This window comes from Pseudomonas sp. MPDS, assembly GCF_013283895.1.
Taxonomy (GTDB): domain Bacteria; phylum Pseudomonadota; class Gammaproteobacteria; order Pseudomonadales; family Pseudomonadaceae; genus Aquipseudomonas; species Aquipseudomonas rhizophila.
Window position 1 is genome coordinate 2,120,727 of sequence record NZ_CP054128.1, and the last position, 15,240, is coordinate 2,135,966.

Consider the following 15,240-nt stretch of genomic DNA (forward strand, 5'->3'; position numbering starts at 1 on the left):
ATGACTGACCATTTTGCCGTATTGACCGGAATGGGCGTTCCGGTCAAGATACGGGCGGTTTTGCGCTCGCCGTAGGCTGACTGTTGGTTCCAAGAGCACCTCTAAAGACAGGGCGAAGGCAGCACAAAGTGACGTATTGCGTGGTTCGGACGCGCAGTTTACACGCCGCGATAATGAATGACTCGTCGGTCATCACTGACGAACGGTCTTCACTCCCGTGAGCAAGGTCATGTGTGGTTCATGCCGGCGTTTTTAGAGGTGCCCTTGCGCCCATGAGCATCAACCGCCAGGTTCGCCTAGGCGACTTTCTTTTCACCGGAGAGTAACGAGGAATCCATGAAGGTTCTTGTAGCTGTCAAACGAGTGGTCGACTATAACGTCAAGGTTCGCGTCAAGGCGGACAACTCCGGCGTCGACCTCGCCAACGTCAAGATGTCGATGAACCCTTTCTGCGAAATCGCCGTAGAAGAAGCCGTACGCCTGAAAGAAAAAGGCGTGGCGACAGAGATCGTCGTCGTCTCCATCGGCCCGACCACTGCCCAGGAGCAACTGCGTACCGCGCTGGCGCTGGGTGCTGATCGCGCCATCCTCGTCGAATCCGCCGAAGACCTGACTTCCCTGGCCGTGGCCAAGCTGCTCAAGGCCGTTGTCGACAAGGAACAGCCACAGCTGGTGATCCTCGGCAAGCAGGCCATCGACAGCGACAACAACCAGACTGGCCAGATGCTCGCGGCATTGAGCGGCTACGGTCAGGGCACGTTCGCGTCCAAAGTTGAAGTGTCCGGCGACAGCGTTGCCGTGACTCGCGAAATCGACGGCGGCGCGCAGACTGTTTCCCTGAAACTGCCGGCCATCGTCACCACCGACCTGCGTTTGAACGAGCCGCGTTATGCGTCCCTGCCAAACATCATGAAAGCCAAGAAGAAGCCGCTTGAAGTGCTGACTCCGGACGCTTTGGGCGTTTCCACCGCCTCCACCAACAAGACCCTCAAAGTCGAAGCGCCGGCTGCACGCAGCGCGGGCATCAAGGTCAAGTCGGTGGCTGAACTGGTCGAGAAACTGAAAAACGAAGCGAAGGTAATCTGACATGACTATCTTGGTAATCGCCGAACACGATAACAAGGCGTTGGCTCCGGCCACGCTGAACACCGTTGCTGCCGCTGCGAAAATCGGTGGTGATGTCCACGTTCTGGTGGCCGGTCAAGGCGTTGGCGCCGTGGCTGAAGCCGCTGCGAAAATCGCGGGTGTGGCAAAAGTGTTGTCGGCCGACAACGCTGCCTATGCGCACCAGTTGCCGGAAAACGTTGCACCGCTGGTGGCCGAGCTGGGCAAGGGCTACAGCCACATCCTGGCTGCCGCCACGTCCAACGGCAAAAACATCCTGCCGCGCGTTGCCGCTGCGCTGGACGTCGACCAGATCTCCGAGATCATTTCGGTGGAAAGTGCCGACACCTTCAAGCGCCCGATCTATGCCGGTAACGCCATTGCTACCGTGCAGTCCAATGCTGCGGTCAAGGTCATCACCGTACGTGCTACCGGTTTCGACCCGGTTGCCGCCGAAGGTGGCTCCGCTGCTGTTGAAGCGGTGGCTGCTGCTCACGACGCCGGTATCTCCAGCTTCGTCAACGAAGAACTGGCCAAGTCCGATCGTCCGGAACTGACCGCTGCCAAGATCGTCGTTTCCGGCGGGCGTGGCATGCAGAACGGTGACAACTTCAAGCACCTGTACGCCCTGGCCGACAAGCTGGGCGCCGCCGTCGGTGCTTCCCGCGCCGCGGTCGACGCAGGTTTTGTACCTAACGACATGCAGGTCGGCCAGACCGGCAAGATCGTTGCGCCACAGCTGTACATCGCCGTCGGTATCTCCGGCGCGATCCAGCATCTGGCCGGCATGAAAGACTCCAAGGTGATCGTCGCGATCAACAAGGACGAAGAAGCGCCGATCTTCCAGGTGGCTGACTATGGCCTGGTAGCGGACTTGTTCGAAGCCATCCCTGAGCTGGAGAAGCTGGTCTAATCCGGCGTCTTCACTTATAAAGAGCCCGGCCCTTTGGCCGGGTTTTTTATTATCTGCACGTTGTTGTCACTGCAAGGGGAGCATATCGCCATGGATCTTCGCCGTTTGGCTGGCGTGTCGTTGCTGTGGGCGCTGGCCGTCGTGCCAGGTCTGTCTGTCGCCGCCGGCAAGTGTGAACGTCTGATCGCCACCGGTAGCCCGGATGCGCCGCCCTACCTGTGGCAAGACCCCCAGGATCCCAAACACCTGATCGGTGCCAGCGCCGACCTGCTGGCGCAAGTGGCGACGGAGCTGGGGATCAAGATCGAATTGCTCTATGCCGGCAAGCGTGCTCAGGCCCTGGACGAAGTGCGCAGCGGACGCATGGACCTGCTCGTCGACGCCGCGCTGACCATCAGCGAGCTTGAAACCCTGGACTATGTTCATCCGCCCTTGCTGAATAACGATTACCTGGTGTGGACCCGCAAGGATTCGACATTGGTGATCGCTCAGCCCGAGGACCTTCATGGTCATCCCGGGGCATTGTCGCAAAAGGCGCGAATGACCCAGGCATTTGGCGTATTTGCCGAGCAGCAATTGTCCCTGACCCGTACCCCCAACCTGACTGAAGCCTTTCAGAAACTGCTGCTGGGGGAGGTGGAGTATGTCCTGGCAGGGCGTTACTCGGGCCTGGCGATGGCCCAGACATTGGGCATGGCCAATGACCTGCAGGCCGCGCCGCAACCAGTGGATACCCCGGGGCTGTTCCTCGCGGTTTCCCATAACTCCGCCTGCAATGACCCATGGTTGCGCGGACAGCTGGCGCAAAAGATGACAGAATTGGCCGCGTCCGGCCTGACGGAGGCTGTGTTGCAGCGCAATATCGAGCGTTGGAAAACACAGTTGCAGCCACCTGTTGGTGCCCCAAAACAGTAGGGAACATTAGTGACTATTCGACCTCTTTTCGCTGCCCTGGCCGTACTGGCTCTGGCGGGTTGCGCAGCCGATCCGGCGCCGAATGAACAGATTCGCCTGACTGAACAGGCGCTGGAGCAAGCCCGCGCCGTGGGCGCCACATCCGAAGAAGTGCCCGAGTTGAAACTCGCCGAAGAAAAGTTCGCCCGCGCCCAGTCCAACATGGCCGACGAGTCGTTCAAGAAGGCCCGCATGCGCGCTGAGCAAGCCGAACTGGATGCACGCCTGGCCGAAGCGAAGGTGCTGACCCTCAAGGGCGAGGAACACCTGAACGTGCTTAACACCCGCATCGAGCGCTTGCGCAAACAGTTGAGAGATGATGCCCAATGAAGCAGTCCCAAGTATTTGGCGGCCTGATTCTCGCGGGCCTGGCCAGCTTGTACGGTTGCGCGGGTCAGCGCAGCGAAGTGGCGCTGGAAAAGGCAGGTGCCGACTTCCAGAAGGTCAAGGAAGACTCCAACGTATTGCGAGCCGCGCCCAAGGATGTCATCCGCGCCGGTGAATCCCTGGCCCGGGCCGATCGCTTGTCCAGCTACTGGGGCAGCAGCGAAGATGTGCTGCATTACGCCTACCTGAGCCAGCGCTACAGTGAGATTGCCCGTGAGCACAGCAATCAGGTGCTCAATGAAGAGCGCGCGGCGAAGCTCGAACTGGAGCGCCAGCGCCTGCAATTGGCCCTGCGCGAGTCCAAGTTGCTGAGTGTCCAGCAACAGGGCAAGTGGCTTGAAGAGCAGATCATGGCGATGGCGACCACCCAGACCGATCGCGGCCTGGTGATGACGCTCGGTGACGTGCTGTTCGACACCGGCCAGGCGCAGTTGAAGAACTCGGCAAACCGGGTGGTGCTCAAGATCGTGCAATTCTTGCAGCTCAACCCCAAGCGTGTGGTGCGCATCGAAGGTTACACCGACAGCACCGGCGGCAAGCAGGAAAACCTCAAGCTGTCCCATAGCCGGGCCCAGGCGGTGGCGGACGTGCTGGTGGACCTGGGGATCGACGAAAAGCGCATTCAGGTCGAAGGCTACGGTGATGAGTTCCCGGTCGACGTCAACGCTTCCGAGCGTGGTCGGGCACAGAACCGTCGGGTTGAAATTGTGTTCTCCGACGAGAAAGGCCAGCTCGGCGCCGCCCGCTAAGGGCTGCGTTGCTGGAAAACCCGGCCCCTTCAGAGGCGCCGGGTTTTTTTGGGCCTGCGAATCAGTGATTCATGAGTACAGTTGGGGGCTGTCACTGCCCTCTAGGGTCGGGTAATCTGGCAACTGTCCCAGTACACTTCTAAACTGTTCCGGTACTATCTCTCACAAAAATAAAATGCCCGTGAAATCGAGTGCTGCGTCATGACCAACCTCTTGCTCTATCAACGTATTGCCCAACAACTGGCTGAAGACATCCGGCGCGGTGTGTATCAGCCCGGCGAACGTGTGCCTTCGGTGCGCAAGATGAGCTCGCAGCTCAACGTCAGCCATGCGACGGTGCTGCAGGCCTACGCCAACCTTGAAGATCAGGGGCTGATCCGTGCGCGGCCGCAGTCCGGTTACTACGTGCATCAAACCCCGGCCCTGACGGCGCCGACGCCGGACATCGCGCGGGTCGAGCGTCCGGGGCTGGTCACGCGCAGCAGCATCATCCAGCAGGTGTTGGTTGAGTCGCGCCGCGAAGGGGTATTTCCCCTGGGCGCGGCGGTGCCGAGCGTCGACTACCTGCCTGTACGAGCGCTGCACCAGCAACTGGCCAAGGTCACGCGCTTCCACAGCCCGCGGGCGTTCAGCTACATGTTCAGCCCGGGCTTCGAACCCTTGCGCCGCCAAGTGGCGATTCGCATGCGCGATGCCGGGGTCGTGGTGGATCCCTCCGAGGTGGTGATCACTCACGGTTGCGTGGATGCGCTGCAAATGTCCTTGCGGGTGCTGACCCGGCCAGGAGACCTGATCGCCGCCGAGTCGCCGACCTACTACGGCTTGCTGCAACTGGCGGATCTGCTGGGCCTCAAGGTCATCGAGATCCCCAGCGACCCGGTCACCGGCATGAGCCTGGAAGCCCTGCAACTGGCGGCCAATCAGTGGTCGATCAAGGCGCTGGTGCTGACCACGCGCTTGAGCAATCCCCTCGGTGGGACGATGCCCGAGGAGCGGCAAAAGCAACTGTTGCGCCTGGCCTCGGATTTCGACATCCAGATCGTTGAAGACGATATTTATGGCGAGTTGATGTTCGAGCAGGGACGCACCAAGGCGCTCAAGGCCTATGACCGGTTGGACCGAGTCATTTACTGTTCGAGTTTTTCCAAGACGTTGTCACCGGGCGTGCGCATTGGTTGGATGATTGCCGGTAAATTCCAGCAGGAAATCCAACGGCTCCAGACCTTCAGCACGCATTCGGCATGCAGCGTCACGCAGATGGGCATCGCGGCGTACCTGGAAAATGGCGGCTATGATCGGCACTTGCGTTATATCCGCCAGGAGTACCGCAAAAACCTCAGTGCCTTTCAGTTGGCAGTGCAGCAATACTTTCCCGAAGGTACGCAAATGAGCCGGCCTAATGGAGGCTTCATTCTGTGGGTCAGTCTGCCGGGGCGGGTCAACACCCAGGAGTTGCATGTACGGGCGTTGCAGCAAGGTATCAGCATTGCACCAGGGCTGATTTTCAGTAACACCGAACAGTTCAACCATTGCATCCGCCTCAATTGCGGCACGCCTTGGAACCGCGAGGCTGAACGGGCCTTGATGACGCTAGGCCTGCTGGCCACCCAACTGTGCCAGGAGACCGCCAGCGGTTTTTGATAGAAACTGGCGGCTCCTGCCTGATAGGCTTGTCAGCGGCTGAGTAACAGGCGAGCATGGGGATCTCTGCCGTAAGTGCCGTAGTGTCTATGAAAGCCATTGCTCCTGCCGCCTGGGTTTTGATCGGCCTGTTGACTGCCTTCCATTCGGAAGGTGTCGTGGCTGCGTCGGCGCAGGAGAAACCGGCCGCCAGTGCGACTAAAAGCGCCTCGAAGAAAAAACCGGCAGTTGTTAAAAAAGCGCCGGCTAAAAAAGCTGCGGTAGCGAAGAAAAAACGGGCCCCTGTCGCCTCCAAGAGTCAATCTGCCCGCGAGGTCGCCAAAACCCGGTTACCGCCGGCCAAGCTGGATTTGAGCCTGCCTCAAGACATGGTCGAGGATCTGCAGCCTCCGGGGGCGGTGCCGTTACCCAAGCGTGAGCCTTTGTTGCCCTCCATGTTTGGGGAAAAACCGGGACCGTTTCAACTCAATGGCCGTTTGCTGAGCAATGAAATGCAATTGCCATTGCGCAATCAAGAGCGCAATGAAGTCGAAGGCGCGGCGTTGGATTTCGAATTCAAGCAGTAATCCTCCCATCTCGCCGCTGGCTGTAGGGTCATCCTGGCGTACAAGAAAAAACACACGGACGGTAATTTAAAACGAGTGTTTTAGCCGTTACTCTGTGTTCTGTTACTAATCATTACTTGTCGTGAGGATGTTGTCGTCATGAAATGCCGCGAAGGCTGTGGCGCCTGCTGCATCGCCCCTTCCATCAGTTCGCCGATTCCTGGCATGCCCGACGGCAAGCCGGCGGGCGAACGTTGTGTGCAGCTGTCAGTCGATAACCTGTGCCAGATATTCGGCCAGCCGGAGCGACCGAGGGTGTGCTCGGCGTTCGAGGCCGACATCGAGGTCTGCGGCAACAGCTCTGAAGACGCCATCCGGCTGATCGGTTGGTGGGAGCAAATCACGGCAGCGTAATGGGCCAGTTCGGAACTTCGATAACAAGGAAAAAACTATGGGTTCGCTGCATCGTATGGCTGTGTTGTGTGGTTTGACCGTGCTGCTGGCAACGGCTACCGCCCAGGCAGAAGACTGGAAAGTCGCCAAGGAAGAGGATGGCATCAAGGTTTCCCTCAGTGAAGTGGCCGGTTCCAAGTACAAGGCCTACCAAGGCGTGACCGTCATGAAAACCACCATGGCCAAGCTGCAAGCGCTTCAGGAAGACGTTTCGGCTGCCTGTGCCTGGATTCACGAATGCAAGAGCCAGGAGCTGCTCAAGCATGAAGGGGACCAGAGCTGGACCTACACCCAGTTCAACACGCCCTGGCCGGTTACCCCGCGGGACTCGGTGTTGCAAGTGACCACCGTCAAAGGTGCCGATGGCAGCCTGACCCGCAACCTCAAGGGCGTGCCAACCTACCGGCCTGAAAAAAAGGGTTTTGTGCGGGTCACTCAAGTTGAAGGCTTCTGGAAATTCACGCCCAAGGACGCCGGTCAGGTCGAAGTGATCTATCAGGTCCACACCGAACCAGGTGGCGATGTTCCTTCCTGGCTGGCCAACAAGTTCGTGGTGGATGCGCCGTTCAATACGTTGAAAGCCTTGAAAGCACGTGCCGAGAAATAATCGCCGACGCTGCATGAAAAACCGCCCGTGAGGCGGTTTTTTTTATGGCAGCCGTCCAACGACTGAGCGGAACGATTGTTCAGCCCTGAATGTCGAGATAGAGGTAAGCCAGGCCCTGAATTGATCGAGGAGACACCGATGCAAAAGTGGGAAATCACTTTCGTTGATGATCACGGCGAAGCCATCGCCGAGCGGTTCGACTATGAACAGGAGCCCACGATGGAGCAGGCTGCGCAGTTGATTCGCCAAAAGCTGCTCCCCGTACCCGCCAAGCTTGATCTCAATGACCTGGAGGGCCGCACCGCAGACCCTACGGTCAAGAATCTCAAATCCCAGCACAGTATCGAAATCATCAGCATTACACCGATTTCATGAAGTCACTGCCTGGCCCCGCTTGGCAGTGACCACTACTTGCAGCTACTCTGCAATTGAGATCAGCGAAAGGATCGCTTAGGTCCGGTCTTGTCAGCTACATGCTTGTGTCCCGACGGTAATTTGATGCCGTATCGCTGCAACCCAAGGGTTGCCCGCACGGGAAGACGGAAAGTCTATCCATCGGTTTGAGGAGGACGTTTCATGAGCACAGCCTATCAAGAAGACATCAGCACCAGTGTGCTTCGCCGCATGAAAGAAGGCGGTTTCGATTTCTCACAATTCCATCCCATCGAGTTCTACGCCATTTTCCCGGATGAGGAGCGGGCGCGCAGGGCGGCAGGTCAATTTCGGGGTGAGTCATTGAATGCACAGATCAGCGCACGGGATGACGGCGCCTGGTCATTGGAGTTGAGCCGGGTGATGTACGCCACCTACGATGACATTGGAGACTTCGAACAAAACTTCGAGGCGGTAGTGGAACCTTTGGGTGGCATCATCGAGGGGTGGGGCGTCAAACAGGAAATACGGCGCCTGCACGCCTGACCGTTCATTCACGCAACCCGAGCAACGGCTGACCCATGTGTCGGCCGTTTTCATAGGTGTGCTCCCACCGGGTCACCTCAGGCACAAAACCGACTTCATGGGGCCAACGGCTGTTTACGCCCCGCCATGTGCTTGAGATACCCCACCAGCAGATCCAGCTCCGCATCCGGCAGCACGGTGGCCGAGAACGCCGGCATCTTCCCTTGGGGCCAGCGACGCAGGCTTTGTGGGTCGCGGATATAGCGCTTGAGGAAATCCCCGGAAAAGTACTCGGTAGGATTGAAGGGGATGTTCAGGTCCGGGCCAAACTGCGCGTCGCCTGCGCCGTTGAGCCGATGGCAAGCCAGGCAGTTTTTCTGGAACAGTTCAAAGCCCTTATAGACCGGGTCATCCTGGGTCACCGTGGGTGCTGGCAGCAGGGCAGGGAAGCGCTCGGCTACCGCTGACAGGCGCTTGATGGTCGCCACCGCGTACGGCCATTGTTCGGGGCTGATGTGACCTGCCTGGGGGGTGGTCCAGACCAGATAGAAGGGCCCGGCGCTGCCCTTGCCTTCACCCAGTGGGGGCCAGGGGTGGGCCGGGTCTTCGATCGCCAGCCAGGCTCGCGCGCCGTTTGTGTTGAGTAACGGTGCTGCGGGCAATTCGGCGGCAAATCCGTCCAGCGCCACGGCCTGGAGATGGTCGTCGGGCTCGACGCCAGTCAACAGCGCTGTCAGCGGCACGGCGCGATAATTCATCGGCTTTTTGTAGGAAACGTCTTCAGCGATCTGGATCGTTCGGGCTTCAGGATGCTGGAGCAGTTCTTCGGTTTGCCAGGTACGGGCAGTCGTGCCCAGCTCCAGCACCAGCTGCGCGGCAAACAAGGGCGTGCTGAGCAGCAGCGCGCCGAACACAATGAGAGCTTTCACGAGGGTCGTCTTCCATGTCGAGGGAGTGCCGCAAAGGTTGGCACAGCCACCGCGACTCGAACAACGAACTCGTCACATTTTTTGATGATACAAGCGCTACCGCTTGCCGATGGTACAGGCACCCGCGCGCCGGATTCAGCCGATCACCTTGGTGATATTCGGCACAATCAACAGCAGCGTCGTGGCGAAGAGAATGAGTCCGGCTTGGCGAACTTTCGAATGTTTGAACATGGCTGACCCGCCTTTTTTGTTATTTCCTGAGGCCAGCCTGCATATCTCCTGACGGCTGGCGTTGCACTTCCTGTCTGACAAGCGCCTCGGCAAAACCCGATGACTATCTTGTACAAGGATTACATTAGGGGCCGCAGCCGCCTTGGCTTAGATCCAATTCGTATTAGTTTGCTGCCGTCCGCTCTTAAAGTGGTATGAGGCCTAGTGCCACCTTCGTGAAGGCCCTTTTGCTAGACACTTTGCTCACCTGAATCGGTTAACCCGATAGCATGCTACCGTTCGTCTGAGCGTGGCCGTCAACGTCGTTGAGCACTGCGGTCATTGAATCTCGGGCCGCTGGGCTTATGGTTGGAGCCATTGCATTGTCCCAGTGGTTTGAGGATGTCATGACCGAAGCTTTGATTTTTGACGCATTACGCACCCCCCGTGGCAAGGGCAAGGCCGATGGCGCTTTGCACAGCGTCAAGCCGGTGAACCTCGTGGGCGGCCTGCTCACCGCCCTGCAGCAGCGCATGGGCCTGGACACCAGTCAGGTTGACGATATCGTGCTCGGTTGCGTGACGCCGATAGGTGATCAGGGCGCCGACATCGCCAAGACCGCCGCGCTGATCGCCGATTGGGATGTCAGCGTGGCAGGCGTGCAGCTCAACCGGTTCTGCGCCTCGGGCCTGGAAGCGGTAAACCTGGCGGCGATGAAAGTGCGCTCCGGGTTCGAGGATCTGGTGGTGGCCGGAGGTGTCGAATCCATGTCTCGCGTGCCCATGGGCAGCGACGGCGGCGCTTGGGCGCTGGATCCTCAATCCAACCTGCAGGGCCACTTCACACCTCAGGGCATCGGTGCTGACCTGATCGCAACCCTGGAGGGCTTCAGCCGCGAGGACGTCGATGCTTTCGCGCTGCACTCCCAGCAAAAGGCCGCCCGGGCCCGGGCCGACGGTTCGTTCAACAAATCCCTGGTGGCGGTGCGGGACCAGAATGGCATCGTGCTGCTGGATCACGACGAATTCATCCGTGCGGACTCGACTCTGGAGGGCCTGGGCAAGCTCAAGCCGAGTTTCGCAGCCATGGGCCAGATGGGCTTCGACGCTACGGCGCTGCGGGTCTACAGCCATGTGGAACGGATCAACCATGTCCACACGCCGGGCAACAGTTCCGGCATCGTCGATGGAGCGGCGCTGATGCTGATCGGTTCCGAAGCCAAGGGGCAGGCGCTGGGGCTGCAACCGCGGGCGCGGATCGTCGCCACGGCTGTCACCAGCACCGATCCGACCATCATGCTCACCGGCCCGGCGCCGGCTACCCGCAAGGCCCTGGTGAAGGCTGGGCTGCGGGTGGAGGACATCGACCTGTTCGAAGTCAACGAAGCGTTCGCCTCAGTGGTGCTCAAGTTCATCAAGGACATGGCCATCGACCCTGCCAAGGTCAACGTCAACGGCGGCTCCATTGCCATGGGGCATCCTTTGGGGGCTACAGGCTGCGCAATCCTCGGCACTTTGCTCGATGAGTTGGAGGCGCGTCGCCTGCGCTATGGCCTGGCGACGCTGTGTGTCGGCGGCGGCATGGGCATTGCCACTGTTATCGAACGTCTCTGAGCCCCGATTTCAAGGAATACTTTTCATGAGCGATGCCATCCGTTACGAAACCGGCCAGGACCGGATCGTCGTCCTGACCCTGGACATGCCAGGCCAGAGCGCCAACACCATGAATGCGACGTACCGCGAGGCCATGGCTGCCTGCGTCGCTCGGTTGACCGCCGAAAAAGACTCGATTGCCGGGGTGATCATTACCTCGGCCAAGAAGACCTTCTTCGCTGGCGGCGACCTCAACGAACTGGTCAAGGTCGGTAAACCCCAAGCCAAGGCATTCTATGAAATGGTGCTCGGGCTCAAGGCGCAACTGCGTGCCCTGGAAACCCTGGGAAAACCGGTGGTGGCGGCCATCAATGGCGCGGCCCTGGGCGGCGGCTGGGAAATCTGCCTGGCTTGCCATCATCGTGTGGCGCTGGATCACCCGTCGGTGCAGATTGGCCTGCCGGAAGTCACCCTCGGCCTGTTGCCAGGTGGCGGCGGGGTGGTGCGGATGGTGCGGTTGCTTGGCTTGGAGAAAGCCTTGCCGTATTTGCTCGAGGGCAAGAAGGTGCGCCCGCAACAGGCGCTGCAGGCCGGTCTGATCGATGAGCTGGCGGTGGATCGCGAGGACCTGCTGAGCAAGTCCAGGGCTTGGATTCTCGCCAACCCCAGCGTGGTCCAACCTTGGGATGCGAAAGGCTATCAGATCCCGGGTGGCACGCCGTCTCACCCGAAAGTCGCGCAAATGCTGGCGATAGCACCTTCGATCCTGCGCAACAAAACCCAGGGTTGCCTGCCCGCGCCGGAGAAAATTCTCTGCGCGGCAGTGGAAGGTGCCCAGGTGGATTTCGACACCGCCCACGTGATCGAAACCCGCTACTTCACTGAGCTGACCACTGGCCAGGTGGCCAAGAACCTGATCGGCACTTTCTGGTTCCAGCTCAACGAAATCAAGGCCGGCGGTTCGCGCCCGCAGGGCTTTGCACCTTATCTGACCCAACAAGTCGGAGTACTCGGTGCCGGCATGATGGGGGCAGGTATCGCCTACGTCAGCGCCAGGGCCGGGATTGCGGTGGTGCTCAAGGACGTCAGCCTTGCCGCCGCCGAGAAAGGCAAGGCCCGCACGGCGGCGCTGCTGGATAAGAAGATCGCCCGCGGGCAGCTTACCGTCGAGCAGCGCGAAGCCACGCTGGCGCGGATTCAAACCACTGACAGCGACGCGGACCTGGCCGGTTGCGATCTGGTCATTGAGGCGGTGTTTGAGGATCGCGCCCTGAAAGCCAGCGTCACAGCCGCTGCCCAAGCGGTTGTTGGGGCGGACGCGGTGCTCGCCTCCAACACCTCGACCCTGCCCATCTCCGGCCTGGCGACGGCTGTACCGGATCAGACGAAGTTCATCGGCCTGCATTTCTTCAGCCCGGTGGAGAAAATGCCTCTGGTGGAAATCATCAGGGGCGCCCGCACCAGCGACGAGACCCTGGCACGAGGTTTCGATTTCGTTCTGCAAATCAACAAGACGCCGATCGTGGTCAACGACAGTCGTGGTTTCTTCACCTCCCGGGTATTCGGCACCTTTACCAACGAAGGCATCGCCATGCTGGGTGAGGGCGTGAGCGCGCCGATGATCGAGACCGAGGCGCGCAAGGCCGGGATGCCGGTGGGGCCTCTGGCGATCTCTGACGAAGTTTCCCTCAGCCTGATGAGCCATATCCGCGCGCAAACCGCCAAAGACCTGCAAGCGGAAGGGAAAACGCCGATCGAGCACCCGGCGTTCGCCGTGATTGACCTGCTGCTCAACGAATACAAGCGGCCAGGCAAAGCCGCCGGGGCCGGTTTCTACGAGTATCCGGCCGACGGGCAGAAACACCTGTGGCCGGAGCTCAAGCATCGTTTCGAGAAAGCCGACGGGCAGATCTCGCCACAGGACATCCGCGATCGCCTGCTGTTCATCCAGGCTCTGGAAACCGTGCGCTGCGTAGAGGAGGGCGTGCTCACCTCCACGGCGGACGCCAACGTCGGCTCGATTTTCGGTATCGGTTTCGCCGCCTGGACCGGCGGTGCGTTGCAGTTCATCAACCAGTACGGCCTGCGGGATTTTGTCGCCCGCGCTCAGTATCTGGCCGAGCAGTATGGCGAGCGATTTTCACCACCGGCCTTGTTGCTGGAGAAAGCCGCCAGGCAAGAACTGTTCTGACTGACAGGGGAAGGGGCTTGCCTTGGGACGGTATTTCAAGGCACGCTCAGGGGGTGTGCAATATTCCCATCATCGTGTCAGGTATTTTTTATGTCGCTGCGCATCTGCATTTTGGAAACCGATACCCTGCGTCCGGAACTGATCGACCAATATCAGGGTTACGGGCAGATGTTCCAGCGCCTGTTTTCACAACAGCCCGTCGCGGCTGAGTTCATTGTGTACAACGTGATGCAGGGGCAATACCCCAACGATGATGAGTCGTTCGACGCTTACCTGGTAACCGGCAGCAAAGCCGACTCCTTCGGCACCGACCCCTGGATTCAAACCCTCAAGACCTTCTTGCTGGATCGCTACCAGCGAGGCGACAAGTTGCTGGGCGTGTGCTTCGGTCATCAACTGCTGGCGCTGTTGCTGGGCGGCAAGGCCGAGCGCGCCACTCAAGGCTGGGGCGTGGGCACCCACCGCTACAAGCTCGCGGCCAAGGCGCCATGGATGAGCCCGGTGATGGAAGAGCTGACCCTGCTGATCAGTCACCAGGACCAGGTCACCGAGCTGCCGGAAAACGCCACGGTGATCGCGTCCAGCGATTTTTGCCCGTTCGCCGCCTACCACATCAACGATCAGGTGCTGTGCTTCCAGGGCCACCCGGAATTCATCCACGATTATTCCCGGGCGCTGCTGGAGATTCGCCAGCAACATCTGGGTGAGCAGATCTACCGCCAAGGCATGGCCAGTCTTGAGCAGGCGCATCACGGCACTACAGTGGCTGAGTGGATGATGCGTTTCGTCGCGCACAAGCCTGAAACCGCAGCGGCCCAAGACTAAAACACCATCGCCCCCACACTTGATAGACAGGTAATCAAGTGTGGGAGCGAGCCTGCTCGCGATGAATGTCACGCCAGCCTCAACCGCCTACAAGCTCGCTTACAACCACCCCGAGCGCTTGAAGCTCCCCCACAACGCGGTACAGCCCACCGCGATAAACCCCAGCACCAGAAAGTACCCGTAGTGCCAGGTCAACTCCGGCATGTTCTCGAAGTTCATCCCATAGATTCCGGCTACCGCCGTGGGGAACGCCAGGATCGCCGCCCACGCCGCGAACTTGCGCTGCACTACGCTCTGGCGCGACGCTTCGAGCAGCACGCCGACTTCAATGGTCTGGCTGGCGATGTCCGCCAAAGTCGCCAGGTCTTCCATCTGCCGCGTGACATGAATCTGCACATCGCGGAAGTACGGGCTCATGTTTTTGTCGATGAAGGGAAAGTCCAGTCTTTGCAGTTCTTCGCTGATTTCCACCATCGGTGCTGCATAACGGCGCAGGCGTAATACGTCACGGCGCAAGCTGTGCAAGTTCTGAATATCCCGCTCGTTCAGGGAGCTGCACAGTACGTTGCGCTCCAGTTCATCGATCTCGGCGTGAATGGCTTCACCCACCGGCTGGTAGTTTTCAATGACGAAATCCAGGATGGCATAGAGAACGAAATCTTCCCCGTGCTCCAGCAGAATAGGCCGCGCCTCACAGCGTTGTCGCACGTGGGCGTAGGACGCCGAGTGGCCATTGCGGGCGGTGATGATGTAGCCGTTGCCGGCGAAGATATGAGTCTCAATGAACTGCAGCTTGCCGTCCTTGCGCACCGGCGAATACGTGACGATAAACAGTGCATCGCCAAAGGTCTCCAGCTTGGGGCGGCTGTGCTTCTCCATCGCGTCTTCAATCGCCAATTCATGCAGGTTGAATTGACGTTGCAGGTTGGTCAGTTCCTGGGCACTGGGCTCTTCCAGGCCGATCCATACGAAGTGGCCCGGTTTGGCTGCCCAGGCGCTGCCTTCGTCGAGGGTGATGTTGGTGACTTTCTTACCGGCGCTGTAAACCGCAGCAGCAACGACTCTACCCATGATGGTGGTTCACTTCTTCTTGGAAAATGGCAGTGGCAGGCAATCTGTAGCTTAGTGTGCCCTGCTGCTTGAGAGTCAGCAAAATCCACCGAGTTCGCCGGTAGAGTCAAATGCCCTACAGGTGGAATCAGAATTGTGCGGGCTTTTGTGGGGAGGGGATAAACCCCCTCGC

16 protein-coding genes are annotated in these 15,240 nt (G+C 59.6%); 14 read left to right on the forward strand and 2 right to left on the reverse strand.

Annotated elements, in window-relative coordinates:
* The first annotated feature begins 336 nt into the window (after window positions 1-336).
* The 11 genes from HQ912_RS09370 (at window position 337) to HQ912_RS09420 (ending at window position 8,271) form a co-directional block, all read left to right on the forward strand.
* Complete coding sequence (locus tag HQ912_RS09370) at window positions 337-1,086, forward strand: electron transfer flavoprotein subunit beta/FixA family protein (RefSeq protein ID WP_007908338.1); 750 nt, start codon at window positions 337-339, stop codon at window positions 1,084-1,086.
* Window position 1,087: 1 nt separating this feature from the next.
* A complete protein-coding gene (locus tag HQ912_RS09375) occupies window positions 1,088-2,017 on the forward strand; it encodes an electron transfer flavoprotein subunit alpha/FixB family protein (protein WP_107322026.1) in 930 nt (309 codons plus the stop codon).
* Between the two features lie 90 nt (window positions 2,018-2,107).
* Window positions 2,108-2,932 carry a substrate-binding periplasmic protein gene (locus HQ912_RS09380; RefSeq protein ID WP_076386580.1) on the forward strand — a complete coding sequence of 275 codons (825 nt, stop codon included), beginning with the start codon at window positions 2,108-2,110 and terminating at the stop codon, window positions 2,930-2,932.
* A 9-nt stretch (window positions 2,933-2,941) separates the two neighbouring features.
* Window positions 2,942-3,301, forward strand: a complete 360-nt coding sequence (locus HQ912_RS09385) for a DUF4398 domain-containing protein (RefSeq protein WP_047228227.1) — start codon at window positions 2,942-2,944, stop codon at window positions 3,299-3,301.
* Entirely contained in the window at window positions 3,298-4,107 is an 810-nt protein-coding gene (locus HQ912_RS09390) for an OmpA family protein (RefSeq protein WP_047228228.1), read from the forward strand. Before HQ912_RS09385 ends, HQ912_RS09390 begins: the two co-directional genes overlap by 4 nt.
* Window positions 4,108-4,308: 201 nt before the next feature.
* A complete protein-coding gene (locus HQ912_RS09395) occupies window positions 4,309-5,748 on the forward strand; it encodes a PLP-dependent aminotransferase family protein (RefSeq protein ID WP_047228229.1) in 1,440 nt (479 codons plus the stop codon).
* Between the two features lie 89 nt (window positions 5,749-5,837).
* Complete coding sequence (locus tag HQ912_RS09400; RefSeq protein WP_047228230.1) at window positions 5,838-6,314, forward strand: hypothetical protein; 477 nt, start codon at window positions 5,838-5,840, stop codon at window positions 6,312-6,314.
* 138 nt (window positions 6,315-6,452) lie between these two features.
* Complete coding sequence (locus HQ912_RS09405; RefSeq protein ID WP_047228231.1) at window positions 6,453-6,707, forward strand: YkgJ family cysteine cluster protein; 255 nt, start codon at window positions 6,453-6,455, stop codon at window positions 6,705-6,707.
* Window positions 6,708-6,744: 37 nt separating this feature from the next.
* A complete protein-coding gene (locus tag HQ912_RS09410) occupies window positions 6,745-7,353 on the forward strand; it encodes an START domain-containing protein (RefSeq protein ID WP_047228232.1) in 609 nt (202 codons plus the stop codon).
* A 138-nt stretch (window positions 7,354-7,491) separates the two neighbouring features.
* A complete protein-coding gene (locus tag HQ912_RS09415) occupies window positions 7,492-7,728 on the forward strand; it encodes a hypothetical protein (protein WP_047228233.1) in 237 nt (78 codons plus the stop codon).
* 201 nt (window positions 7,729-7,929) lie between these two features.
* Entirely contained in the window at window positions 7,930-8,271 is a 342-nt protein-coding gene (locus HQ912_RS09420; protein WP_047228234.1) for a ribonuclease E inhibitor RraB, read from the forward strand.
* 95 nt (window positions 8,272-8,366) lie between these two features.
* Here HQ912_RS09420 and HQ912_RS09425 read toward each other — a convergent pair whose 3' ends face one another.
* Window positions 8,367-9,179 carry a c-type cytochrome gene (locus tag HQ912_RS09425; protein ID WP_173406702.1) on the reverse strand — a complete coding sequence of 271 codons (813 nt, stop codon included), beginning with the start codon at window positions 9,177-9,179 and terminating at the stop codon, window positions 8,367-8,369.
* Between the two features lie 617 nt (window positions 9,180-9,796).
* On the opposite strand from HQ912_RS09425, the gene HQ912_RS09430 reads away from it, so the two are divergent.
* From HQ912_RS09430 to HQ912_RS09440, 3 genes are all read left to right on the forward strand, one after another.
* On the forward strand, window positions 9,797-11,002 hold the full coding sequence (locus HQ912_RS09430) for an acetyl-CoA C-acetyltransferase (protein ID WP_173406703.1): 1,206 nt from the start codon (window positions 9,797-9,799) through the stop codon (window positions 11,000-11,002).
* 25 nt (window positions 11,003-11,027) lie between these two features.
* Complete coding sequence (locus tag HQ912_RS09435) at window positions 11,028-13,172, forward strand: 3-hydroxyacyl-CoA dehydrogenase NAD-binding domain-containing protein (RefSeq protein ID WP_173406704.1); 2,145 nt, start codon at window positions 11,028-11,030, stop codon at window positions 13,170-13,172.
* Window positions 13,173-13,262: 90 nt separating this feature from the next.
* A complete protein-coding gene (locus tag HQ912_RS09440; protein ID WP_047228238.1) occupies window positions 13,263-13,997 on the forward strand; it encodes an amidotransferase in 735 nt (244 codons plus the stop codon).
* A gap of 99 nt (window positions 13,998-14,096) precedes the next feature.
* On the opposite strand, the gene HQ912_RS09445 is transcribed toward HQ912_RS09440, so the two are convergent.
* Complete coding sequence (locus HQ912_RS09445; RefSeq protein ID WP_047228239.1) at window positions 14,097-15,068, reverse strand: magnesium and cobalt transport protein CorA; 972 nt, start codon at window positions 15,066-15,068, stop codon at window positions 14,097-14,099.
* Window positions 15,069-15,240: the final 172 nt, after the last annotated feature.

What these genes read in the sequence shown, in the direction of transcription:
- HQ912_RS09405 (WP_047228231.1), top strand. Translation starts at nt 6,453, where the DNA reads ATGAAATGCCGCGAAGGCTGTGGCGCCTGCTGCATCGCCCCTTCCATC.
- HQ912_RS09430 (WP_173406703.1), top strand. Translation starts at nt 9,797, where the DNA reads ATGACCGAAGCTTTGATTTTTGACGCATTACGCACCCCCCGTGGCAAG.
- HQ912_RS09380 (WP_076386580.1), top strand. Translation starts at nt 2,108, where the DNA reads ATGGATCTTCGCCGTTTGGCTGGCGTGTCGTTGCTGTGGGCGCTGGCC.
- HQ912_RS09390 (WP_047228228.1), top strand. Translation starts at nt 3,298, where the DNA reads ATGAAGCAGTCCCAAGTATTTGGCGGCCTGATTCTCGCGGGCCTGGCC.
- HQ912_RS09445 (WP_047228239.1), bottom strand. Translation starts at nt 15,068, where the DNA reads ATGGGTAGAGTCGTTGCTGCTGCGGTTTACAGCGCCGGTAAGAAAGTC.
- HQ912_RS09400 (WP_047228230.1), top strand. Translation starts at nt 5,838, where the DNA reads ATGAAAGCCATTGCTCCTGCCGCCTGGGTTTTGATCGGCCTGTTGACT.
- HQ912_RS09415 (WP_047228233.1), top strand. Translation starts at nt 7,492, where the DNA reads ATGCAAAAGTGGGAAATCACTTTCGTTGATGATCACGGCGAAGCCATC.
- HQ912_RS09370 (WP_007908338.1), top strand. Translation starts at nt 337, where the DNA reads ATGAAGGTTCTTGTAGCTGTCAAACGAGTGGTCGACTATAACGTCAAG.
- HQ912_RS09395 (WP_047228229.1), top strand. Translation starts at nt 4,309, where the DNA reads ATGACCAACCTCTTGCTCTATCAACGTATTGCCCAACAACTGGCTGAA.
- HQ912_RS09375 (WP_107322026.1), top strand. Translation starts at nt 1,088, where the DNA reads ATGACTATCTTGGTAATCGCCGAACACGATAACAAGGCGTTGGCTCCG.
- HQ912_RS09420 (WP_047228234.1), top strand. Translation starts at nt 7,930, where the DNA reads ATGAGCACAGCCTATCAAGAAGACATCAGCACCAGTGTGCTTCGCCGC.
- HQ912_RS09410 (WP_047228232.1), top strand. Translation starts at nt 6,745, where the DNA reads ATGGGTTCGCTGCATCGTATGGCTGTGTTGTGTGGTTTGACCGTGCTG.
- HQ912_RS09435 (WP_173406704.1), top strand. Translation starts at nt 11,028, where the DNA reads ATGAGCGATGCCATCCGTTACGAAACCGGCCAGGACCGGATCGTCGTC.
- HQ912_RS09440 (WP_047228238.1), top strand. Translation starts at nt 13,263, where the DNA reads ATGTCGCTGCGCATCTGCATTTTGGAAACCGATACCCTGCGTCCGGAA.